The 21,526-nt window shown below is 65.4% G+C and carries 22 protein-coding genes; 8 read left to right on the plus strand and 14 right to left on the minus strand.

The window, feature by feature from the left end; all coding sequences use genetic code 11:
• Nucleotides 1-189: 189 nt before the first annotated feature.
• Genes U7114_RS09125 through U7114_RS09135 form a run of 3 tightly spaced genes read left to right on the plus strand, consistent with a single transcriptional unit; the run spans nucleotide 190 to nucleotide 3,252 of the window.
• Nucleotides 190-1,401, plus strand: a complete 1,212-nt coding sequence (locus U7114_RS09125) for a type III polyketide synthase (RefSeq protein ID WP_157242299.1) — start codon at nucleotides 190-192, stop codon at nucleotides 1,399-1,401.
• Between the two features lie 5 nt (nucleotides 1,402-1,406).
• Nucleotides 1,407-2,102, plus strand: a complete 696-nt coding sequence (locus U7114_RS09130) for a class I SAM-dependent methyltransferase (protein WP_323057143.1) — start codon at nucleotides 1,407-1,409, stop codon at nucleotides 2,100-2,102.
• A 1-nt stretch (nucleotide 2,103) separates the two neighbouring features.
• Entirely contained in the window at nucleotides 2,104-3,252 is a 1,149-nt protein-coding gene (locus tag U7114_RS09135; RefSeq protein ID WP_323057144.1) for an NAD(P)/FAD-dependent oxidoreductase, read from the plus strand.
• Between the two features lie 35 nt (nucleotides 3,253-3,287).
• Here the strand turns inward: U7114_RS09135 and U7114_RS09140 are convergent, their stop codons facing one another.
• Nucleotides 3,288-3,701: a nuclear transport factor 2 family protein gene (locus U7114_RS09140; protein WP_321213568.1), complete on the minus strand. Its 414-nt coding sequence runs from the start codon at nucleotides 3,699-3,701 to the stop codon at nucleotides 3,288-3,290.
• Between the two features lie 58 nt (nucleotides 3,702-3,759).
• On the opposite strand from U7114_RS09140, the gene U7114_RS09145 reads away from it, so the two are divergent.
• The 5 genes from U7114_RS09145 to U7114_RS09165 all read left to right on the plus strand — a co-directional run bounded on the left by U7114_RS09145 (nucleotide 3,760) and on the right by U7114_RS09165 (nucleotide 7,545).
• The gene (locus U7114_RS09145) at nucleotides 3,760-4,440 is read left to right on the plus strand and encodes a peptide deformylase (RefSeq protein ID WP_323057145.1); all 681 of its coding nucleotides are present in this window, start codon (nucleotides 3,760-3,762) and stop codon (nucleotides 4,438-4,440) included.
• Between the two features lie 46 nt (nucleotides 4,441-4,486).
• A complete protein-coding gene (locus U7114_RS09150) occupies nucleotides 4,487-5,368 on the plus strand; it encodes a putative RNA methyltransferase (protein ID WP_323057146.1) in 882 nt (293 codons plus the stop codon).
• A gap of 125 nt (nucleotides 5,369-5,493) precedes the next feature.
• On the plus strand, nucleotides 5,494-5,958 hold the full coding sequence (locus U7114_RS09155; RefSeq protein ID WP_157242303.1) for an NfeD family protein: 465 nt from the start codon (nucleotides 5,494-5,496) through the stop codon (nucleotides 5,956-5,958).
• A 33-nt stretch (nucleotides 5,959-5,991) separates the two neighbouring features.
• Nucleotides 5,992-6,933, plus strand: coding sequence for an SPFH domain-containing protein (locus U7114_RS09160; protein WP_157242304.1), 942 nt, complete (start codon nucleotides 5,992-5,994; stop codon nucleotides 6,931-6,933).
• 264 nt (nucleotides 6,934-7,197) lie between these two features.
• Nucleotides 7,198-7,545, plus strand: coding sequence for an RNA polymerase-binding protein RbpA (locus U7114_RS09165; RefSeq protein ID WP_013600997.1), 348 nt, complete (start codon nucleotides 7,198-7,200; stop codon nucleotides 7,543-7,545).
• A 103-nt stretch (nucleotides 7,546-7,648) separates the two neighbouring features.
• On the opposite strand, the gene U7114_RS09170 is transcribed toward U7114_RS09165, so the two are convergent.
• From U7114_RS09170 to U7114_RS09230, 13 genes are all read right to left on the minus strand, one after another.
• Nucleotides 7,649-8,395: a polyprenol monophosphomannose synthase gene (locus U7114_RS09170; protein ID WP_321213565.1), complete on the minus strand. Its 747-nt coding sequence runs from the start codon at nucleotides 8,393-8,395 to the stop codon at nucleotides 7,649-7,651.
• 94 nt (nucleotides 8,396-8,489) lie between these two features.
• Nucleotides 8,490-10,145: an amidohydrolase gene (locus U7114_RS09175; protein ID WP_323057147.1), complete on the minus strand. Its 1,656-nt coding sequence runs from the start codon at nucleotides 10,143-10,145 to the stop codon at nucleotides 8,490-8,492.
• Nucleotides 10,146-10,198: 53 nt separating this feature from the next.
• Entirely contained in the window at nucleotides 10,199-13,132 is a 2,934-nt protein-coding gene (locus U7114_RS09180; RefSeq protein WP_323057148.1) for a DEAD/DEAH box helicase, read from the minus strand.
• 19 nt (nucleotides 13,133-13,151) lie between these two features.
• Complete coding sequence (gene tatC / locus U7114_RS09185) at nucleotides 13,152-13,946, minus strand: twin-arginine translocase subunit TatC (protein ID WP_157242307.1); 795 nt, start codon at nucleotides 13,944-13,946, stop codon at nucleotides 13,152-13,154.
• A 48-nt stretch (nucleotides 13,947-13,994) separates the two neighbouring features.
• A complete protein-coding gene (gene tatA, locus U7114_RS09190; RefSeq protein ID WP_045731378.1) occupies nucleotides 13,995-14,267 on the minus strand; it encodes a Sec-independent protein translocase subunit TatA in 273 nt (90 codons plus the stop codon).
• A 27-nt stretch (nucleotides 14,268-14,294) separates the two neighbouring features.
• Nucleotides 14,295-14,648 (minus strand): hypothetical protein, encoded by a 354-nt coding sequence (locus U7114_RS09195; protein WP_157242308.1) that lies wholly within the window; start codon nucleotides 14,646-14,648, stop codon nucleotides 14,295-14,297.
• A gap of 10 nt (nucleotides 14,649-14,658) precedes the next feature.
• Nucleotides 14,659-16,638 (minus strand): helix-turn-helix transcriptional regulator, encoded by a 1,980-nt coding sequence (locus U7114_RS09200; protein WP_323057149.1) that lies wholly within the window; start codon nucleotides 16,636-16,638, stop codon nucleotides 14,659-14,661.
• 120 nt (nucleotides 16,639-16,758) lie between these two features.
• Entirely contained in the window at nucleotides 16,759-17,154 is a 396-nt protein-coding gene (locus U7114_RS09205; protein WP_104997974.1) for an FKBP-type peptidyl-prolyl cis-trans isomerase, read from the minus strand.
• Nucleotides 17,155-17,252: 98 nt separating this feature from the next.
• The gene (locus U7114_RS09210; RefSeq protein WP_323057150.1) at nucleotides 17,253-18,179 is read right to left on the minus strand and encodes an FKBP-type peptidyl-prolyl cis-trans isomerase; all 927 of its coding nucleotides are present in this window, start codon (nucleotides 18,177-18,179) and stop codon (nucleotides 17,253-17,255) included.
• 112 nt (nucleotides 18,180-18,291) lie between these two features.
• A complete protein-coding gene (gene pafA / locus U7114_RS09215; protein ID WP_323057151.1) occupies nucleotides 18,292-19,656 on the minus strand; it encodes a Pup--protein ligase in 1,365 nt (454 codons plus the stop codon).
• Nucleotides 19,657-19,669: 13 nt separating this feature from the next.
• Nucleotides 19,670-20,380, minus strand: a complete 711-nt coding sequence (gene prcA, locus U7114_RS09220; protein WP_323057152.1) for a proteasome subunit alpha — start codon at nucleotides 20,378-20,380, stop codon at nucleotides 19,670-19,672.
• Nucleotide 20,381: 1 nt separating this feature from the next.
• Nucleotides 20,382-21,200 (minus strand): proteasome subunit beta, encoded by an 819-nt coding sequence (prcB, locus tag U7114_RS09225; protein ID WP_321213558.1) that lies wholly within the window; start codon nucleotides 21,198-21,200, stop codon nucleotides 20,382-20,384.
• An 80-nt stretch (nucleotides 21,201-21,280) separates the two neighbouring features.
• On the minus strand, nucleotides 21,281-21,484 hold the full coding sequence (locus tag U7114_RS09230) for a ubiquitin-like protein Pup (protein WP_157242312.1): 204 nt from the start codon (nucleotides 21,482-21,484) through the stop codon (nucleotides 21,281-21,283).
• Nucleotides 21,485-21,526: the final 42 nt, after the last annotated feature.

Raw genomic sequence — 21,526 nt, forward strand, 5'->3', positions numbered from 1 at the left:
AGTGCCGTTCACCGTCGGCAAATCACGGAGGCGGCTACTCCCGTCCCATGAATACCCGTGCATGCCAGTATGTGAGGTTACGGAAGCGTGGGTCCACCAGCGCGGACGCACCCGCCGGAACGGACAACTCCGCAGGTCACCGGGCCGCCCACCGTTGCCTTATTCCAAGGGCTCGCTAAGAATGAACCAATGACGGTCTACGTGCGTTCACTTGAAACTGCAGTTCCGAAAACGATGCTGATCCAGTCGGAAGCCCGGGATGTCTTTGCGGCCCAGCCTGGCCTGTCCAGGCTTGGTTCCCGGCTGGTGAACACGTGCTTCGATTCAGCGGCCATTGACACCCGCTTTACCGCCGTCGAGGAACTGACCAACGAGTTCCGCTCGGACGATCCGCAATTCTACGACCCGGCCACCGGCCTCCTCCTGAACCCCGGCACCAAAGCCCGGAATGAGATCTTCGGCCGGGAAGCCACCAAGCTCTTCGTCGAAGCCGCCCGCTCCGCCGTCAGCGCCTGCCCGGAACTCAATTTACTTGACATAACTCACCTGGTGACAGTCTCCTGCACGGGATTCTTCAATCCGGGGCCCGACTACAAAATCGTGCGGGAGCTCGGCCTGGATCCAGCGGTCCAGCGCTACCACCTCGGCTTCATGGGCTGCTATGCGGCCTTTCCCGCGCTGCGCGCAGCAAAGCTGTTCTGCGAAGCCGACCCCAACGCCGTTGTCCTGGTGGTCTGCGCCGAACTGTGCTCGCTGCATGTCCGTACCTCCAACGACCCCGACACCATCATGGGGTCAGCACTCTTCGCCGATGGTGCGGCAGCCGCCGTCGTCACTGCCCGGCAAGGCGCCGAAGACCATGCGCTGATGCAGCTGGACCATTTTGAAACAGTCCTCACCCCCGTCGGCGAGGACTCCATGGCCTGGAACATTGGCGACCACGGATTCGAAATGGTCCTGGGCAACTACGTCCCGCACATCATCGACGACCACATCGTCGGGGCACTGGCGCCCCTCCTGGCGCGGGAACCGGAACTGGCAGCACTCCCCTATTCCTCCATCCGCCACTGGGCCATCCACCCGGGCGGCCGCAGCATCCTCGACAAAGTCGAGTCCAGGCTCGGCCTCACGCAGGAACAGCTGGTTCCGGCCCGCGAGGTCCTCCGCAATTACGGCAACATGAGCAGCGCTACCGTCCTGTTCGTCATCAAGCACATCCTGGAACAGGACCCGGAGCCGGGTGACGAACGGATCTGCTCCATGGCCTTCGGCCCCGGCCTCACTGTGGAAACGGCGGTCTTCACGAAACTGCGGCAAGCGCCGCGCACCACCCGGCCGGCGCACAACTCTCCAGAGGAACAGGTGCAGGAGGGGCTGCCGGTGGAAGCGCCGGTGGCCTGATCCCCGTGGATCTCCTGCTGCGGCGGCGCGCCGCCTGGGCGGTGGAAATCATGGACCTGCCCGACTGCGACCCGCAGGCCCTGGACAACACGTACCGCCAGTTCGCTGTCATAAACCGGATGCTCTCCGGATGGCGCCGGCTGTACGTGCGCGAGCTGCGTCCTTTCCTGGCCGGCAGCTCCCGGCCCGTGACGCTCCTTGACATTGGCTCAGGCGGAGGGGATCTCCCAACCCTGCTGTGGCGCTGGGCCGCGCGCGACCACCTCGCCCTGCACATCACGGGCATCGATCCCGATCCCCGGGCCGCCGCCTTCGCTAAGCGGCGCCCCGAAGTCCCGGGACTCACTTTCCGGCAGGCCCACAGCGCCGATCTGGTGAGCGAGGGCAGGCAGTACGACTTCGTGATTTCCAACCATGTCCTGCACCACCTTGCTGAGGCACAACTGCAGGAACTGCTGGCGCATTCGCAAGTTCTGGCCGAAAAGGCCGTGCTGCACAACGATCTCCGCCGCAGCCCGGTTGCCTATGCCCTTTTCAGTGCCGCCGCCCTGCCCTTCCGGCATTCATTCATCCGCGCGGACGGGCTCACGTCCATCCGGCGCAGCTATTCGCGCCGGGAACTGGCGGCCGTCGCTCCCCCCGGCTGGGTGGTCAGGCCGAGCAGCGCCTTCCACCAGGTCCTCGCTTTTTCGAGGGACTGACGTGGAAACAGACGTGGTCATCGTCGGCGGCGGCCCGGTGGGCCTCTACCTGGCGGCTTCCCTGCTCCAGGAGGGCGTCTCCGTACGGCTCCTCGAGCAGCGGACGGAACGCAATATCCACACCCGCGCCATCGGGATCCATCCTCCCGCCCTCGAGGCGCTGGACGGCGTCCACCTGGCCGATGCCATGGTGCGGGAGGGCGTGCCGATCCGTGCGGGCATGGCCCTCAGCGGCGGGAGGACCGTGGGCACCATGTCCTTCGCAGGCGTTTCGGAGGACTTTCCGTTCGTGCTGGCCCTCCCCCAGTACCGGACGGAACAACTCCTCGAGGAACGCGTCAATGCCCTCGACAGCCGGGCCATCGTCAGGGGCGTGCGCGTCACAGGAGTGAACGACGACGGCGCTTCGGCCGCCGTCGTCGTCGAACCTTCCAGCGACGCAACGGCAGGGGGCGGCAGCTTTGAAGCGTCAATTGTGGTCGCCGCCGACGGCGCAAGGTCACGGCTGCGCGATGCCGTCCGTATGCCCGTCCGCACCAAGGCCTATCCGGACCACTACCTGATGGGCGACTTCGCCGACTCCGGACGCCATGGGCAGATGGCTGTCCTCTTCCTCGAGCCGGAGGGGATCGTAGAATCCTTTCCGCTCCCGGGCGGGCTGCGGCGGTGGGTGGTACGGCTCGGCCAGCCCGCGGAAGGAGCCGACGCCGGCCGGCTGGCACGCCTGGTCCTGCGGCGGACGGGAATCCTCCCTGACGTGCGGACCAACGCCATGCTGAGCGCCTTCAGCGTCCGCTCCACAATGGCCCGGCGCATCGTGGCCGGGCGCGTAGTGCTGGTGGGCGACGCCGCCCACGAAATCAGCCCGATCGGCGGCCAGGGCATGAACCTTGGCTGGCTGGACGCCCAGGCCCTGGCTCCCGTGGTTCGGGAGGCTGTGGCGGGAAAGCCAGTGGCCGGGCGGCTGAAGGCATTCGACGCCGGGCGGCGACGTGCCGCTGTGATCGCGCGGCGCCAGTCCGAAGTGAACATGCTGCTGGGACGTCCGCTGCCGGCGCCGCTCCTTAGGCTTCGCAACCTTGCCATCGGCGGAGCCGCTTCAATCCCGGCCATGAACCGGTGGACGGCCCGGCGCTTCACCATGCAGTAGGGCCGGGAACGCTCGGACATGGCCCCCGGCGGGAGTCAGCGGAAGTAGCAGTCGTAGCTGTCCTGGCTCACGATTTTTCCGTCAGCAACCTCAAAAACCGACGACGTCCGGGCCCGGATGGTCTCCCCCCGGTCCCAGTAGCGGAGGTCCATCCGGACCGTCGCTGACCAGTCTGCCTCCACGGCCACCCTTCCGCCTTCACAGGTGGTGCGCCTGATGTGGAACTTCTGGTCCGAGACCACCTCGGAGCTCTGGTCCGCGCCGGCAAGGACCGAAGCGAGCGTGCGCGTGGAGCCTTCCGGAGCCAGGAGGTGCGGTGCTTCCACCAGCACGAAGGTGTCCGCCAGGAAAGGCCTGATCTCAGCGGCCCCTCCGCCTGCTTCCAGTACCCGGATGAATCCGAGGACCCGATCCAACGGGGAGATGCTCAGGGAAGGGTCTTCAGCCATGGAAACGACACTAACCCACTGCGGCCGGGAGGATGACGGAGGCCAGTAGGCTTTCCCCATGAACCCCATCCCGCCGGAGACCACCGCCAGCGATGAACAGATCCGGGAAACCGTGGAGCGGATCCTTTCGGCCGGAACGCTCCCGCCCATCGTGCAGGCCGGCCACCCCGCACTTCGACAGCGCGCCGCCGCCCTTGACGGTCAACTCTCCTCCGACCAGCTGGAGCGCCTCATCGCCCTCATGCGGCAGGTTATGCACGAGGCCCCCGGCGTGGGACTGGCGGCGCCGCAGCTCGGCATCCCCCTCCAAATCGCGGTCGTCGAGGACCAGTTCGACGTCGATCCGGAGGCCGCTGCGCTGCGCAAGCGACGTCCATTGGAGTTCCTGGCACTCCTAAATCCCGGGTACACGCCGCTGGGAACGGAGTATGCCTCCTTTTACGAGGGCTGCCTCTCCCTGAACGGGCTCCAGGCAGTGGTGACCCGACCCGAGAACGTCCTGCTGGACTTCCAGGCACCCGATGGCTCACCGGTGCAGCGGGAGTTCGCAGGCTGGCAGGCCCGGATCGTGCAGCACGAAACCGACCACCTGAACGGTGTCCTGTACGTGGACCGGGCCCAGCTGCGGTCGCTCAGCAGCAACGCGGAGTACGCCGCGCACTGGGCGGAACCGGGGATCAGCAAGGCCCGGGCAGGGCTCGGGTTCGATACCGGCCCGGTCAGCGTCGCCGGCTCCTAGCCGGACCCATCCGGGGCGCCGGGCGGGCCGCCCTAAGATGGTGGCTATGCCCGCTCCCAAGCTTCCCCTGCTGTGCCCTGTGTGCTTCCAGCCGCTGGAGCCGGCGGGACCCCATCCCTCCGGCCACGGCCGCCTTCTTTGCGGATCTTCCCACAGCTTCGACGCCGCCAGGCAGGGGTACTTCAACCTGCTGGTGGGAAAAGGCACCGCGTTCGAAGCGGACACCGCCGAGATGGTGGAGGCCCGCTTCAACTTCCTGGGGAAGGGGCACTACCTGCCGCTGGCAGAGGCGGTGGCAGCCGCCGTCGTCCCATCCCTGCCCCGGGACCGAGCCGTCGTGCTGGACTCAGGAACCGGCACGGGACACTACCTGCGCGTTCTGCTTGATGCGGCGGCGGCCAACGGCCGGGAGGTGGCCGCCCTTGGCCTCGACATCTCGAAATTCGCCCTGCGGCGCGCCGCGCGGCTCAACCCGGAGGCGGTAAACCTCGCCTGGGACGTATGGCAGCCGTTGCCGGTGAAGGACAACTCGGTTGACGCGGTCACGGTCATTTTCGCGCCCCGGAACGCCCCGGAGTTCGCACGCGTGCTGCGGCCAGCGGGCCTGCTGGCCGTGGTGACACCCCGGCCCGGTCATCTCGCCTCCATGGCGGAGCCGGCCGGCATGCTCGGTATCGAAGAAGGCAAGGAGAACCGTTTGGCCGGGGCAATGGAGCCGCACTTCACGATCGAAAGCGCCCGGGACATCGACTTCCCCCTTGCGCTAACCCGCCAGGAGGCAGCGGACCTTGCGTTCATGGGTCCGGCGGGGCATCACAGCGACCGCACCGCCATCGCCGCCCGGCTGGAGGGCCAGCCGGAGCCCGTCCTGGCCGAAGCGCGGTTCCGCCTCACAGTCTTCCGCCCCGCGACGGCCCGCACGCAGTAACGACTTGGCCACTATCCCCGCCAACTTACGGCGGCCCGCCCATAGGAAGGCTGCCAGCATTAGGATGGAAGAACAGTTGCTGGAGGGTCCGCGGTAGCGGCTCCCCGTAGCGAAGGGGGAGCATGTTGTTTGAATGGTTGGGCGAAAACTGGTGGGCACTGTGGCTCACCGCTTTCCTCGCCTTTGCAGTGATCGAGATGATCACCCTTGACCTGTTTTTCATCATGCTCGGCGGAGGAACCCTTGCCGCCCTGGTGGCTGATTTCGCCGGCGCTGACCTCTGGCTGCAGATTGTGGTTTTCTGCGTCGTCTCCCTGCTCATGATCGCCTTTGTCCGGCCGGTGGCCCTGTCCCACTTGAAGAAGGGTCCGTCCGAGCAGCGCACCAACGTTGACCGGCTGATCGGTGAACAGGCCGTGGTCATGGAACCCGTCTCCTCAGACGGCGGCCTGGTCAAAATCGGCGGCGATATCTGGAGCGCCCGCTCAGCGGCAGGAGTCCTTCCCGCCGGCCAAAAAGTTGTGGTGGCCGCCATAGACGGTGCCACCGCCGTGGTTTCGGCAGCATCCGAACCCGACACCAAGTCCTGATACAGCCTGATCAATTGGGGAAGAAGGAAATGTATGGATAACGCAGGAGGAGCCGCACTCGCCATTGTGCTGGTGGTCCTGATCGTGTTTGTGATTATTGTCCTGGTCCGGGCGGTCCGGATCATTCCACAGGCACGGGCTGGTGTTGTTGAAAGGCTGGGCAAATACCAGCGGACGCTCAATCCGGGACTGACCATCCTTATTCCCTTCGTTGACCGGCTCCTGCCGCTGCTGGACCTGCGCGAGCAGGTGGTCTCCTTCCCGCCGCAGCCTGTCATCACCGAGGACAACTTGGTGGTCTCCATCGATACCGTGGTATATTTCCAGGTCACGGACCCGCGCGCCGCCACGTACGAGATCGCCAACTACATCCAGGCCGTGGAGCAGCTGACCACCACCACGCTGCGCAACGTGGTGGGCGGGCTGAACCTTGAGGAGGCGCTCACGTCCCGGGACCAGATCAACGGACAGTTGCGCGGCGTCCTGGACGAGGCCACGGGCCGCTGGGGCATCCGGGTTTCCCGCGTGGAACTGAAGGCAATCGATCCGCCCCACTCCATCCAGGACTCGATGGAGAAGCAGATGCGCGCCGAGCGCGACCGGCGCGCGGCCATCCTGACGGCCGAAGGAACCAAGCAGTCAGCGATTCTCACCGCTGAGGGCCAGCGGCAGGCCTCCATCCTGAAAGCGGAAGGTGATGCGAAGGCGGCCATCCTCCGTGCCGACGGCGAAGCCCAGGCCATCCAGAAGGTCTTCGACGCCATCCACAAGGGCAATCCGGACCAGAAGCTGCTGGCCTACCAGTACCTGCAGACACTGCCCAAGCTGGCGGAGGGCTCCTCCAACAAGCTGTGGATCATTCCCAGTGAAGTCGGCGAAGCACTCAAGGGAATCGGCAACGCCCTGGGCGGGACCACCCCGGAATCCGCCGGCGGCCTGTTCGACGAAGTCGGGGCCAAACCGTCGGAGCCTTAGGGCGCTACGGCCGGAGGACCGGCTGACGGTGTTTGCCGGTTACGAGGAGGGGTCCGTGCTGAACGGACCCCTCTTTTGGCTGTTCCGGCCCTACGCCGGTATAATTGTGTATTTGTCCGGCTGGAGCAGATCCGCTGGAACAACAAAGCTTCGCGATGCGTTGAATCTAGAGATGCAGCACAGAGCACACAGTAGTCCGATGGTACGTGTTTACCGTCGGCCGGCGCGGTGTTGTACACCGCGAATCGACCAGAGGGAGAAATCATGAGCGATCGCAGCCTGCGGGGCATGCGCCTTGGTGCACAGAGCATGGAGACCGAGTCCGGAGTAGAGCCGGCTCCGCGCCAGCGTGTCGAGTACCGGTGCGAGGACGGCGAGCAGGTCTTCGTCACCTTCTCCTCAGAGGCGGAAATCCCCCCGGTGTGGGTTTCCAAAACCGGCAAGGAAGCGCTCCTGGTTGATGGCGAACGGCCCGACACCAGCAACGACAAAGCTGTCCGTACCCACTGGGACATGCTCCTGGAACGCCGCTCGCTGCCCGAGCTTGAGCAGATCCTCGAAGACCGGCTGACCATCCTGCGCGAACGCCGCGGAGAACGGCGCTCCGCCTAAGGAATCCAGCCCAGGGCTTGAACCAAAGGGGCTGTCCCTGCACTTTGTGCAGGGACAGCCCCTTCCTTGTTTAATTCGGCTTCTACGCGCTGCGCTGCAGCGGTTACGGCTGCCGCGCCGGTGTCTTCTTGCCGGTCAGGGCGTGCCAGCGGGCCTGCAGGCCCCACTTGGTGACGTTGACCATGGCTTCGAGCACGATGTTGCCGCTCATCTTGGAGGCGCCGAGTTCCCGCTCAACAAAAGTGATGGGCCGTTCCTCGATCCGGAGCCCCATGCGGGCCACCCGGAACGCGAGGTCCACCTGAAAGCCGTAGCCAACCGAGTCCACCTGGTCCAGGTTGAGCTTTTCCAGCGTGGTCCTGCGGAACGCGCGGTAGCCGCCCGTGACGTCCTTGATCTTCAGACCCAGCATGAGGCGCGCATAGGTGCTGCCCACCCTGGAAATGGCCTGGCGGTAGAGGGGCCAGTTGACGACGCTGCCGCCGGGAACCCACCGGGAGCCCATGGCAAGGTCGGCGCCCTGTTCAACGGCTTCCAGCAGCTGGGGAAGCTGCTCGGGCTGGTGGGAACCGTCAGCGTCCATTTCAACCAGGACGTCATATCCGGCGTCCAGACCCCACCGGAAGCCGGCAATGTACGCGGCGCCCAGGCCTTCCTTGCCCTTGCGGTGCAGGACGTGCACCTGGGAATCCTCGGCAGCGAAACGGTCCGCGAGCTGGCCGGTGCCGTCAGGGCTGTTGTCATCCACCACCAACACGTCCGACGCCGGGACCGCCGCGCGAAGCCGCTGGAGGGTCTTGGGCAGCGATTCCAGCTCGTTGTAGGTGGGAATGATCGTGAGGACGCGCACAGAGGGCCTTTCCTGGGGGAAACGGTCAGAGCGCCCGGCCGCAATCGGGGTCGCAGCAGGCGCAACTACCAATTATAGGGTGGCGGCAGCCGGGTCAGGACCGGAGCGCTGGACTTGCGAAAATTTCGATGCCGTTCCTGACCGTTTGCAGGCACACTGGATCAGTGCCGGTGTCCAGGGCAGGCAGCAGCGGTGTCCGCGCCCTCGGGTCGGTGCTCCAGGACTGGACGCGGCCGTCCGCCACCTGGACCATCAGTTCCTCGACCTCCCAGACGGCGAAACTGGCAGGAGCTCCGGGCACGAGCTGTCCCGCCATGGGGTCGGAATATCTGGCGGCGCGCCAGCCTGCCCGGGTGTGGCCCAGGAAGGCTGCGCGGGCCGAAATCCGCTCATCCTGGTTGTGGTGCTCCAGGCAGGCGCGGACACTGGACCAGGGCCGCAGGGGCGTCACTGGGCTGTCGCTGCCGAAGCACACCGGAACCCCGGCCGCGAAGAGCCTGGCAAAGGGGTTCATTGACCGGCTCCGCTCCCCCAGCCTTTGTTCGTACAGCCCTCCGGGGCCGCCCCAGGCAGCGTCGAACGCCGGCTGGGCGCTGACTGTTACCGCGTACCGGGCCAGGGTTTCGACGGCGGCGGCGTCCACCATCTCCACGTGTTCAAGGCGGTGGCCTGCGGCACGCACCCGCTGCTCACCCACTTCACGTGCTGCCAGCTCGAGGGCGGCCAGCGCGGTGTCCAGCCCGGCGTCCCCAATAACATGGAATCCGCCTTGGACTCCGGCAAGGGAGCATGCAGCAAGGTGCGCTGCAGCTTCATCAACAGTCAGATACAGGCTCCCCTGCTCGCCCGGCGCGTCCTCGTACCCGGACCTTAGGGCGGCGGTCCGCGATCCGATGGAGCCGTCGATGTTGAGGTCGCCGGCCAGCCCCCGCACGCCGAAGCCAAACTGGTCCAGGAGGCTGCGGGCATGTTCTTCGGAGGCCGCCAGTTCCCCCCAGTAGGGAAGGACTTCAGGGACTCCGGCGCTTTCAGGGCCGCCGTTGTTCCATGCGGCGGCAAGCCGCAGGTCCTCTGCGCCGCCGATGTGCGGTGCGCCCATTTCCGCGACCGCCACGTAGCCATTAGCCGCCGCTTCGGACAATGCACGGCCCTGGTGGCGCCGCAGCTCGTCGTGCGGCAGCCGGCGGGTAGCCTGTCGGGCGGCCGTGTGCGCTGCCCGGCGGACCCTCGCCCCGCCGTCGAACCCGTCCAGCTCCCGGACGCCCGCCGCGTGGGCCAGGGACCCGGACACCAGCGCGGAGTGAACGTCCACCCGGGAAAGGTACACGTGCCGCCCGGCGGACGCCCGTTCCAGTTCCTCGGCGGTGGGCAGGGTGTCATCGGCCCAGGTGGTCTCGTCCCAGCCGTGGCCCAGCACAGGTCCTTCGCCGGGGACACCGGCTACGGCGTCCAGCAGTTCCTTGGCTGAACGGATTCCGCCCAGCTGCAGTGAGTCCAGCGCGATGCCGGTCTCGGTCAGGTGGATATGCGAGTCCACAAAGCCCGGCGCCACGAGGGCGCCCCGGAGATCGATGATCTCCATTGAACTGTCAGCGATGGATGAGGCTGCCTGTTCGGATCCCACCCAGGCAACCGTGCCGCCGTCAACCACCATGGCCGTGGCAAAAGGGTCTGCCGCGGTGTAGACGGACCCGTTCCGGTAGAGGACAGTCTTGGCGCGGGCAGCGGGCAGCGGTTCAGGCTGTGACATGCGGGGCAGTGCTCCTGGGTTGGTGTGGGCCGGCGGGCGGCCGGCGAGGCTTGTCAGAGTACGGACGAATAAGCCACGACGCCGCGGCGGATCAGCGAGATGGCTTCGGCGCAGAGCCTGGCAAGGCGGGGTTCCAGGCCGGGAATCTTGGCGAGCTGGTCCAAGAGGTCGACAACCTGCTTCACCCACCGGACAAAGTCACCGGCTGCCAGGTCCGTGCCGCTCAGGACGTCCTGCAGGTGGCGGCCACGGGCCCACTTGTAGATCGGCCAGACGAGCCCCAGTTCGGGTTCGCCGGTCAGCGGAAGCTTGTTCTCCTCTTCCACGTCCTCCAAGGCAGACCACTCGCGGACGACGATATCCACCGACGTCTCAAGGGAAATACTGGGCATCCGCGGCCGGAGCCCCCGGTCCTCCCTTTTCGCCTGGTACACCAGCACACTGGCCAGTGCTGCAACTTCCACGGCATCCAGGTCGTCAAACGCGCCCAGCCGCAGGGACTGGGAAATGAGGAGGTCCTTCTCCCCGTAGATCCGCCGCAGCCGCTGGCCATCGGGACTGATGCCCAGCCGGCCGTCGGCAGCCGGCTCCAGATACCCGTACGCGGTCAGGACGTCGCACACACGGTCAAAGGTCTTGGCGATCGTGTTGGTCCGGCCCTGGATCTGGCGCACCAGCCCATCGGTTTCCCGCCGCAGCTTCCACCAGCGTTCGGACCAGCGGGCGTGGTCCTCCCGTTCGCTGCAGCCGTGGCACGGGTGGGCCCGGAGGACGCGGCGGAGGTCGGCGATGCGCTTTTCCTGGTTGGGCAGGGCCGTGGCAAGTCCGAAATCGTGGTTGCGGGTGTTGCCCGGGGCGGGCGGCCGGTTCTCCCGCAACGCGTTCCGGGCCGAGGACGCGAGATCACGGCGGGATTTGGGCACCTTGGCATTGAAGGACTTGGGAATGCGGATGCGCGTCACCGGCGCGATGGGGCCTTCCAGATCATCGGTTCCGATTCTCCGCAACTGGTTGTCCAGCGTCAGGACGGCAGGCCGCGGCTCGCGGCTGGTGTGGTCCGAACTGAGCACAATGGCCGGGCCGGGCGCCCTGCCCCCGGGCACCTCCACCACGTCCCCCGGCAACAGGCGGGCCAGGGAATCATCGCTGAGTGATTTCCGGGCGCGGGACTTGGTACGCGAACCGGCGTTTTCGGCGTCGGAGAGTTCCCTCCGCAGCCGCGCGTACTCGGTAAAGTCGCCCAAATGGCAGGTCATCGACTTGGCATACCCGGCCAGCGATTCCTCCCGGCTGCGCACCTGCCTGGCAAGCCCCACCACCGAACGGTCAGCCTGGAACTGGGCAAAGGAGGACTCAAGGATTTCGCGGGCCCGGGCCCGGCCGAATTGGGCCAGGAGGTTGATGCTCATGTTGTACGTGGGCCGGAAGCTCGAGTTCAAGGGGTAGGTGCGCCGGGACGCCAGGCCGGCGACCGCCGTCGGGTCCGTACCGGGCTGCCACAGCACCACTGCATGGCCTTCGACGTCGATGCCGCGGCGGCCCGCACGGCCGGTCAGCTGCGTATACTCACCGGCGGTGATGTCCACATGGGCTTCACCGTTGAACTTGTCCAGCTTTTCCAGCACCACGGAGCGGGCAGGCATGTTGACGCCCAGGGCCAGGGTTTCCGTGGCGAAAACCGCTTTGACCAGGCCGTCGGCGAAGAGTTTCTCCACCACTTCCTTGAAAGTGGGCAGCATGCCGGCATGGTGGGCGGCGAAGCCCCGGATCAGCCCGTCACGCCAGGTCCAGAAGCCCAGGATATCGAGGTCGTCCGGCGGGATATCCTGGCCGGCTTCGTCAACGCGCTGGGCGATGATCCGCTGTTCCTTCTCCGTGGTGAGCCACAGCCCGGAGCCGACGCACTGTGCCACGGCAGCGTCACAGCCGGCCCTTGAGAAAATGAAGGTAATGGCAGGGAGCAGGTCCATGCGGTCCAGGCTTGCGATGACCTGGGGGCGGCTGGCGGGGCGAACGCCACGTTCGTCGCCGCCCCGGCCGGGACGGTCGTTGCCGCGCCGCCCGCGCTGGCCGCGTCCGCCGGGCCCGCCCTGGCGGCTGCGGAAACTCTGCTGGATTTCGCTGCGCGCTACCTTGAGGAGGTCGGGATTGACGTCGACGCCGCGGCCCTTTGCGCTGTCCTTCGACGAAACCGGCTGCGTCTCCCCCCCGTCCACCGGCGGCGCAATTTCGTCGAAGCTGGTTTCTCCGGCGAACAAGTCCATGATCTGGCGGCCAACCATCACGTGCTGCCAGAGAGGTACCGGCCGGTGCTCGGAGACGATGATGTCAGTATCACCGCGGACGGTGTCCAGCCAGGCTCCGAACTCCTCGGCGTTCGAGACGGTGGCGCTGAGTGAAACCACCTGCACCTCGCTGGGGAGATGGATGATCACTTCCTCCCAGACGGCACCCCGGAACCTGTCGGCCAGGTAATGCACCTCGTCCATCACCACATAGCCGAGGTCGTCCAATGTTGCCGAATCCGCGTACAGCATGTTCCGGAGGACTTCCGTGGTCATGACGACGACGGGGGCGTCACCGTTGATGCTGGTGTCGCCGGTGAGGAGGCCAACATTCCGGGCGCCGTATTTTTCAGAAAGTTCGGTGAACTTCTGGTTGCTCAAAGCCTTGATGGGGGTTGTGTAAAACGCCTTCAGGCCGCGCTGAAGCGCCAGGTAGATGGCGAATTCACCGACGATGGTCTTGCCGGCGCCTGTGGGGGCCGCCACCAGCACTCCCCTGCCCTCCTGGAGGGAGAGGCATGACTGCCGCTGGAAGTCGTCCAGTTCGAAGTCCAGGGTACGGACGAAGGCTCCGAGGTATGTCGCCGCTTCGGCCCTGCGCTCGGCGCTGGCACGGTACCGCTCGGCAGGAGAGAGCTCTTCAGTGTCGGTGGGCCCGGCAGGGAACGGTCCAATGGAAGAAGGCCCGGTGTTGGAGGACATACCCCAAGCCTAACGGGGCTCAGAGGTTCTTGAGCTCACTGCCGGGGGTGGCGATGTCCGCTGTGGCCTCGGTTTCAGCTGCCCGTTTGGCTGTCCTGCGTTCGCGGCGCTTGTCGTTCATCAGGCAGATGCCGATCGCGGCAAAGAAAAGCACCAGCAGTGGGCCGGCCAGCATGAACATCGAGATGGCATCTGCTCCGGGAGCAGCAATGGCAGCGAGGACGAACACGAGGAACACTGTGATGCGCCAGGCCTTGAGGATGGTACTGCCGGAGATGATGCCCGCCATGTTGATGCCCACCAGCACCACGGGAACCAGGAAAGCCACGCCCAGGACCAGCACCATGCGGGTCACGAACTCGATGTATGTGCGGGCATCGATGACGCTGGAGGACCCTTCCGGGGTGAACTGCGTCAGCGCGTGGACCACCTGCGGCACAACAAGCCAGCCGGCCCAGATACCGGCCAGGAACAACGGGACTGCCGCCGCCATGTACCCCAGCGTGTACCGGCGTTCCTTGGAGGTCAGGCCGGGCGTGATAAACGCCCAGAGCTGGTAGATCCAGATGGGGCTGGAAATGACCACGCCGATGAGGAGTGACATTTGCAGCTTGAAATCGAACGGAGATGCAATGCTTCCGAAGTTTATGGCCGAGAGCCCGCCGGTCTGCTCGGAGATGCGGTTGACCGGCTCGGCCAGGGCCTTCAGCAACGGATCGTAAAGTATCCAGCCCCCGATGCCGCCAATGACGACGCCGATCGCCGACTTGATCAGCCGGTTCTTGAGCTCTTTGAGGTGGTCCCAAAGAGCCATCCGCCCCTCGGGGTTGGCTTTACGGGCCCGCGACAGTGCCACTGGGGGTCAGGCGCGGTTCGACGGCGGAACGTCAGTGCCGTCTGTCGGCTCACCGGGCTTCGCCTTCGGGTGGTTGACGATGGTGCCTTCCACCGGACCTGAGGCGTCAGTGGATTCGGTCTTGCCGTCGTTCTTCATTTCCTTGACTTCGGACTTGATGATCCGCATGGACTGGCCAAGGCTGCGCGCCATGGCCGGAAGTTTAGGCGCGGCAAAAAGGAGCAATGCAACAACGATGATAATTACGATGGGCCAGGGGCCATCAAAGAGTCTTCCCACGGGAAATCCTTTCGTTTCAATACAATTTTACTTCGAGGTGAAGTCCAGATCGCCGAGTGCCTGCGGCTGGCCCCGGTCGATCTTGCGCTGCACCCGCCGAAGACGGCGTTCTTCCTGTCGGGACGACTTGGATGCCTCGTAATCATGTCTCATGACAGTCGGCGAGGCAAAAACCGCGGATCCCGGGTGGGGCGTCGCCGGCGCTGTGGAGGCCGGGGATGTTTCCATGGGGCCCAGCTGCCCCAGTTTTTCACCGGCCGCCCCCAGGTCCTTGACGGTTGCCATGAACTGGCGGAACAACCGGATGCCCAGCAGGACATAGAAGAGCAGCGAGAGCGCAACGAGCGCCACCCATATCAGGATCCAGGACCACCAAGGCATGCTGAGAAGTCTAGTCGCCATACATGGCCAGCGATGCCGCCAGCCAGGTGCGGGCAGCTTCCGCCAGCTCCTCGGGGGCAAGAATACGGGCAGCACCCCCGTGCTGGGCCACGAACATCGGCAACCATGCGGTGTTGCTGAAGCGGATGTCCGCCACCAGGCCGCCGTCGGGCAGTTCCGCCGTGCGTTCCGCGTAGTAGTCATCTGCCAGTCCCCTCCCCTGCCGGGTGAGCTGGACGGTGACGGTGGTGTCGTCGTCGTTGGCGGTGAAAAGCTTTGCGGGCGCCCCTTCGGCCGGCGTGATGTCGGCGGAAACGGGAGCACCGTTCGGGTGCAGCTCCTGGACCCGGTCCAGGCGGAAATTCCGCAGCCCGCGGACCAGGTGGCAGTAGGCCTCGAAGTACCAGGTGTTGTCCAGGGAGTAGAGCCGGAGGGGGTCCACATCGCGTTCGGACACGGCGTCCCGCTGGGGCGACAGGTACGCCAGGCGCAGCTGTGAGCGTGACTCGATCGCCTGCCGCACGGCGGCGTGAGTGGCGGCATCCGCGGGTGCGACTTCGGGCCCGGCAAGGGAGGCCGCCCTGAGCCCTTCTTCGCCGGCTGCTGCCAGGAGTTTTAGCGTCACCGATTCCAGGGCGCCGCCCTCGGCTACTTCCGGCAGCCCGTTCAGCGTCTCCAGCCCGGTCAGGAGGGCGCAGGCCTCCTCCACGGTGAAACGGACCGGTTTCGTCAGGTCCAGGTCCTGGGTGATGAACACGTGGTCGTCGTCCCACTGGATGTCCAAAAGATCATCGGGATATCCCTCGGGCAGCCCGGAGCAGATCAGAATCTGCAGGTCGTCCTCCAGCTCCTTCCTGCTGACGCCGAACTGATCAGCGACGTCCTGGATGTGCAGGCCCTGGTTGTGCACCAGGAAGGGCACCAGTTGGAGCATCCGCTTGAGCTGGTCCTCGGAAGTGCGTTTGCGGACACTCCGGGCACGGGCCTCGCCGAAGCGGTAGGAGGGCACAGGAGCCGCGCTGAAGTCCGCAGCGGCTCGCAGCCTGCGGCGGACGGCTTTGACGAGCTCGGAGGGGGACACCGCGCGCGCATCCGGCCCGTAAGAGGCGAGTTCCTCGGCCAGGCTCTCGGGGTCCCTGAATTGCAGGGCCAACCGCTCATAGCCGGCGGCCGGCCGCCCCGCCGCGTTGCCTGCCTCAGAGCTCCGCCGGCGCAGGGCCAGCAGGCGTCCTTCCCTGACGTCCACGATGGCAGGGCGCAGCGGAAGCTCCGGGAGGCGGGCCAGTTCCTGCCGTACATTGAAGTCCGCGGGCGGCGTAAAGAGCTCTTTGTCCAGGGTTGTCACCGCACTGGTAATGCGGGAGAGCCGGAAGTGCCGGGTGGCATTCCGCACCCGGTCGTGGCCCATCAGGTACCACTGGCCAAAGCGGCTGCCCAGGCCCCATGGTTCCACTGTCCGCAGTTCCTCCTTGCCGGTGGTGCCCGCGAGGTACGTGAAGGTGACGGGGTGCCGGGAGTGCATTGCGGCGACCAGGTCATCGAAGGCCTGTCCGGCGGGTTTGATCCGTGGCTGGACGCCGGCGGGCAGGCCGACGTCGGCCATCCGGCCGGAAGCCTTGAGCTTCCGGAGCGCGCTTTGGGCGGACGTGCCCAGGGCGGCGCGTTCCCACAACTGCGAGGCCAGGAGGAGTACGGTCCATTCCTCCGGCCCCAGCTGGACATCAGGAAGGCGGTTCGATTCCTTGCCGATCCGGTAGCGGGTGGTTGCAGGGTCGTCCTCGCTCCACCCCGTGTCCGTAAGTGTTTCCACATCGAAGCCGAACTGGCGGAGGTCGTTTTTGTCCCGTTCGAACATCCGCCCGAAGGCAACGTCGTTTCCTGACTGGTCGTGGTAGACCTTCTCCCGCAGCTCACTGCGGCGCAGGCCATACCGGGTGTTCAGGAGCGCGATGAGCAGGTTGAGGAGACGTTCAGTACGGGATACGGACACCCTGGCTACGTTACTAAAGTCCGCGCCGGAACGCAGAAAGCGCGGCAGGCCCGGGTGTTCAAAGTCCTGGGCCTGCCGCGCTCCTGGCGGTGATGGATACCGTTGAGGGGCTGATCTCCGTCAGCGCACGCCTACGAGGTCCACTACGAAGATCAGGGCTTCGTTCGGAGCGATGGCTCCGCCGGCGCCGCGTGAGCCGTACGCCAGCTCGGAGGGGATCTCCAGGCGGCGGCGGCCGCCCACCTTCATGCCGAGCAGGCCCTGGTCCCAGCCCTGGATGACCTGGCCGACGCCCACGCGGAAGTCAAGCGGTGCGCCGCGGCCCCAGGATGCGTCGAACTCTTCGCCTGTTGACCAGGCAACGCCCACGTAGTGGGTGGATACGGTGTCGCCCGCTTTGGCTTCCCGCCCGTCGCCCTCAATGAGGTCGGTGATCACCAGTTCCGTGGGAACATCGCCCTCGGGGAAGTCGATCTCGGGCTTCTGGCGGTCGAAATCACGCTGGCCAAATGACATGGTTACTCCTTTAGGTCTGTGCTGCTCGTGTTCTGCTGCGCACGTGTGGTGCTGCTGATCGATGCCGCGGTGGGGCAGCGGCCCGACTGTAAGTGTTGCTACTTCGCCCCGAGGATGTCCACTACGAAGACGAGGTCCCCCTTGGCCTCGCCCTGTCCGGCGTCGCCGTAGGCAAGGTCCTTGGGGATGACCAGGAGGACGCGGGAACCAACCGTCTTGCCGGCAAGGCCCTGGGTCCAGCCCTTGATGACGCCGGTGAGCGGGAAGCTTGCGGGTTCGCCGCGGTCGAAACTTGAATCGAACTTGGTGCCGCCAACGAGGGTCACGCCAACGTAGTTGACGGTGAGGGTGTCGGATTCCTTAACTGTGGGGCCCTTGCCCTTGATGAGGTCCTGCGACACCAGGGCCGTGGGGGCGGCTACGCCTTCGACGTTGATTTCGGGGATGCCGTCTTTTTCGGTGACTGTGGGCAATCCTGCCGGCGGGGTCACGGTCTCGCCCTCGGGCTTTTCCAGGACCGGCGCTACATCCTCAGCGGACAGCACCTTGATGACCAGCAACTGGGTGGGCTGGGCTTCGGCTCCGGCTGACGCGGCTTGGCCGGGCACAGCCAGTGCCAGGCTGGAGCCTACTTTCGACCCGACGAACGCGTTGTAGATGACCTCGCTGCCGGTCTTCAGCTCCTCGTTCAGCTCAAGCGGTTCCGGTTCACCCGGGAATGTGTCCTCGAGCGTAGTGCCGTCGGTACCGTTTAGGGCCAGGATGGAAATGTTGGCGACCTGGTTGGCTTTAACAGTTTCGCCGCTGCCCTCGGTGACCACCTTGATGGTGGGTTCTGCCACTTCCAACGGCTTGGTGAATTCAACACCGGGGGCTTTCTTGTCCCCGTTGTCGGTCAGTTTGAGGGAGTCGAACTTGGCAGTCTCACCGGCGGATACGCTGGTGGGTTCCGGCTCTGCGGTTGAACCGCCGCAGGCGGTCAGCAACAGCAGGCCGGGAAGAAGGATTGCTAGTAGTCGGCGCACGTATAAAACTTTCGTCGGGGCAGGATGGATGCGATGTTCCGCATGGCAACGGCCGGCATCGCGCAGGGCCCGGATAAAGGGCCCTATCCAGAATAGCCCCTGAAGCTGGGTGTCAGCCCATAGAGTCAAGGAGCGCATCCACACGCTCGTCGACGCTGCGGAACGGATCCTTGCACAGGATGGTCTGGTGCGCACGGTCATTCAGCTTGAGGTGCACCCAGTCAACCGTGTAGTCCCTGCCCAGCTCCTGGGCGCGGCGCACGAAATCCCCGCGCAGCTTTGCCCGGGTTGTCTGCGGCGGAACGTCAACGGCGTCCTTGATGACCGTATCTTCCACGATGCGGCGGACTGCCCCGCGTGACTGAAGCAGGTAGTAGAGGCCGCGGCTGCGCGAGATGTCATGGTACGTGAGATCCAGCTGGGCAATCCGCGGGGCGTCCAGGCCCAGCCCGTGGCGTTCACGGTAGTTGTCCATGAGCTTCTTCTTGATGGCCCAGTCGATTTCGGTGTCGATGCTGCGGAAGTCGCCGCTTTCGATGGCCTTGAGCGTGCGCTCCCAAAGGTCCAGGATCAAGGGGACGTGGGGGTTGTGGGCGCCATGCTCTTTCACGAACGCCGTGACCTTCGTCAGGTACTCCTGCTGGATTTCCAGTGCCGTCAGCTGGCGTCCGTTCGCCAGCCGGACCAGTGCGCGGCCGCTGAGGTCGTGGGAGATCTCACGGATGCTGCGGATCGGGTTTTCCATCCGCATGTCCCGCATGATCACCCCGGCCTCGATCATGCGCAGCACGAGGTCCACGGTGCCGATCTTCATCATGGCCGTGGCTTCAGACATGTTTGAGTCGCCCACGATGACATGGAGGCGCCGGTAGAATTCCGCATCCGCATGCGGCTCGTCGCGGGTGTTGATGATGGGGCGCGACCTGGTGGTGGCGGAGGATACGCCCTCCCAAATATGGTCGGCCCGCTGCGAAAAGGCGTACGTTGCCCCGTGCGGTGTCTTGAGGATCTTGCCGGCACCGGCGATCAGCTGGCGGGTGACCAGGAACGGGATCAGGATTTCTGCCAGCCGCGAGAATTCGCCGCGGCGGGGAATGAGGTAGTTTTCGTGGCTGCCGTAGGAGTTTCCGGCGGAGTCAGTGTTGTTCTTGAACAGGTAGACCGTTCCGTTGAACCCTTCGGCCGCAAGGCGGGCCTGTGCCTCGTCCACGAGGTCATCAAGGATCAGCTCCCCGGCCCTGTCATGGGCAATGAGCTGCGCCAAGTCATCGCATTCGGCGGTGGCGTATTCCGGGTGGGACCCCACGTCAAGGTAGAGCCGGGAGCCATTGGTCAGGAAGACGTTGGAGGAGCGCCCCCAGCTGACAACTTTCCGGAAAAGGTACCGGGCCACCTCCTCGGGAGCGAGAGGCCTCGAGTCGGGGCTCGAATATGAGATGCCGAATTCGGTTTCGATGCCGAAAATTCTCTTGTCCATCTGTCCTGTCCTCCTAGGCCAGCATTGCAGTGATATCTGCGTCAGTAAGCCGGCGGAAGGCACGCCTTGATCCGCGGCTGCTTTCTGACTGCCGGTCCAGGACTGCCACCTCCAGCGCTCCAGCCGGCAGTGCCTTCGCCGGTTCCTCTCCCTCCGCGGGCGGAACCAGTCCCGCCATTGCCAGCCGCACAGCCTCTGCGAAGCTCAGCGAGCTGCGCCAGCCATGGCCAATCACGGCTGAGACCTTGTCTGCCTGGCCGCCCATCACAACAAAGGAGTGCTCATCGGCAATGGAGCCGTCAAACGTCAGCCGGTAGAGGTGGTCCTCCGCCTGCGTGGGGCCAACCTCGGCCACTGCAAGCTCCACCTCGAAGGGCTTCTGTTCAGCGGTGAACACCGCACCAAGGCTCTGCGCGTAGACACTGGCCAGTCCCCTGGCCGTCACGTCCTCCCGGTCGTAGGAGTACCCGCGCACATCGGCGTAGCGGACCCCGGCCTGGCGGAGGCTTTCGAACTCGTTGTACTTGCCGACGGCGGCGAACGCGATTTTGTCGTAGATCTCACCGATTTTGTGAAGCGACGGCGAGGGGTTTTCGGCAACGAGTGCAATGCCGTCCTCGCAGCTGACGACGACGACGGACCTGCCGCGGGCGATGCCCTTCCGTGCAAAGTCGGCACGGTCCTTCATGAGCTGCTCGGGTGATACATAGAACTGCTGTGTCATCTCAGGCCTCCCGTCCAGCGATGGTGCGGGCTTCGATGACATTCCTCGCGGCAGCTGCCAGTTCGCTGTCCGGAACCCGCCGCGCACCCGAGCTATCCACCGTGTAGATGACAGGCCAGAGTTGCCTCACGGTGTCAGGACCGCCGGTGGCTGAGTCGTCGTCGGCGGCATCGTACAGGGCTTCGACCGCGACGGCGGTAGCTTCCGCTGCCGTAAGGTTTGGCCGCCAGAGCTTCTTCAAAGCACCGCGTGCGAAGACAGCGCCGGATCCCACCGTATGATGCTCGTGTTCCTCGTACCGGCCCCCGGTGACATCGTAGGAGAACAGCCTGCCGACACCGGCGCTGGTGTCGAACCCGGCGAAGAGTGGCACCACTGCCAGTCCCTGCAGCGCCAGGGGCAGGTTTCCCCTGATCATGGCGCCAAGCCGGTTGGCCTTGCCTTCCAGGCTGAGGAGCGTGCCCTCGATCTTCTCGTAGTGCTCGAGTTCCACCTGGAACAACCTGGTGAGGTCAATCGCAATGCCGGCAGTCCCCGCGATCCCCAGGACGGAGTAGCGGTCGGCCGGAAAGACTTTTTCGATGTGCCGGCTCGCTATGACGTTGCCCATGGTGGCCCGCCGGTCCCCCGCCATCAGCACGCCGCCGTCGTAGCTCATCGCAACGATCGTGGTGGCGTGCGGAACCTGCAACGGTGCGGCGGCCGCGCCCGCCTGGAGGGACCGGTTGTAGGGCAGAAGCTCCGGCCGGTCCCGCTGCAGGTGTTCGGTGAACGATGACGTGGCGTTGGCGGCTACCTGGTTGGCGGTTGATTCCTGCACTCATGCACTCCTTGAACGTGGTACTTCAACGTCGGTACAGATTCGGCCGTCCGCGGCTTCCGCCAGCCTCCGGGTCCGGGTTACTGACCGCCCTTTTGGACGAATGCCCGTACGAATTCTTCGGCGTTGGATTCGAGGACGCCGTCGATCTCGTCGAGGAGGTCGTCCACGCCTTCCGTTGATGCCGATGCCTGCGCCTCAGGCGGCGTGGGCGGCGACTCGGGAATGTCCTCTTCGACCTGGCTGTCGCGTGACTGCGGCTGCTGTTGCTCCTGGCCTGCCATTGCTACCCCTCCTTATTTCTGTCTTCGGATCCGGCGGATCCT

The organism is Pseudarthrobacter sp. C1 (genome assembly GCF_034720455.1).
Classification (GTDB): Bacteria; Actinomycetota; Actinomycetes; order Actinomycetales; family Micrococcaceae; genus Arthrobacter.

Excerpts from the sequence above, each read along its gene's own strand:
- U7114_RS09230 (WP_157242312.1), bottom strand. The coding sequence starts at position 21,484 with ATGGCAGGCCAGGAGCAACAGCAGCCGCAGTCACGCGACAGCCAGGTC.
- U7114_RS09145 (WP_323057145.1), top strand. The coding sequence starts at position 3,760 with ATGAACCCCATCCCGCCGGAGACCACCGCCAGCGATGAACAGATCCGG.
- U7114_RS09195 (WP_157242308.1), bottom strand. The coding sequence starts at position 14,648 with ATGCCTTGGTGGTCCTGGATCCTGATATGGGTGGCGCTCGTTGCGCTC.
- prcA (WP_323057152.1), bottom strand. The coding sequence starts at position 20,380 with ATGACACAGCAGTTCTATGTATCACCCGAGCAGCTCATGAAGGACCGT.
- U7114_RS09150 (WP_323057146.1), top strand. The coding sequence starts at position 4,487 with ATGCCCGCTCCCAAGCTTCCCCTGCTGTGCCCTGTGTGCTTCCAGCCG.
- U7114_RS09160 (WP_157242304.1), top strand. The coding sequence starts at position 5,992 with ATGGATAACGCAGGAGGAGCCGCACTCGCCATTGTGCTGGTGGTCCTG.
- U7114_RS09175 (WP_323057147.1), bottom strand. The coding sequence starts at position 10,145 with ATGTCACAGCCTGAACCGCTGCCCGCTGCCCGCGCCAAGACTGTCCTC.
- U7114_RS09165 (WP_013600997.1), top strand. The coding sequence starts at position 7,198 with ATGAGCGATCGCAGCCTGCGGGGCATGCGCCTTGGTGCACAGAGCATG.
- U7114_RS09180 (WP_323057148.1), bottom strand. The coding sequence starts at position 13,132 with ATGTCCTCCAACACCGGGCCTTCTTCCATTGGACCGTTCCCTGCCGGG.
- U7114_RS09205 (WP_104997974.1), bottom strand. The coding sequence starts at position 17,154 with ATGTCATTTGGCCAGCGTGATTTCGACCGCCAGAAGCCCGAGATCGAC.
- U7114_RS09125 (WP_157242299.1), top strand. The coding sequence starts at position 190 with ATGACGGTCTACGTGCGTTCACTTGAAACTGCAGTTCCGAAAACGATG.
- U7114_RS09140 (WP_321213568.1), bottom strand. The coding sequence starts at position 3,701 with ATGGCTGAAGACCCTTCCCTGAGCATCTCCCCGTTGGATCGGGTCCTC.
- pafA (WP_323057151.1), bottom strand. The coding sequence starts at position 19,656 with ATGGACAAGAGAATTTTCGGCATCGAAACCGAATTCGGCATCTCATAT.
- tatC (WP_157242307.1), bottom strand. The coding sequence starts at position 13,946 with ATGGCTCTTTGGGACCACCTCAAAGAGCTCAAGAACCGGCTGATCAAG.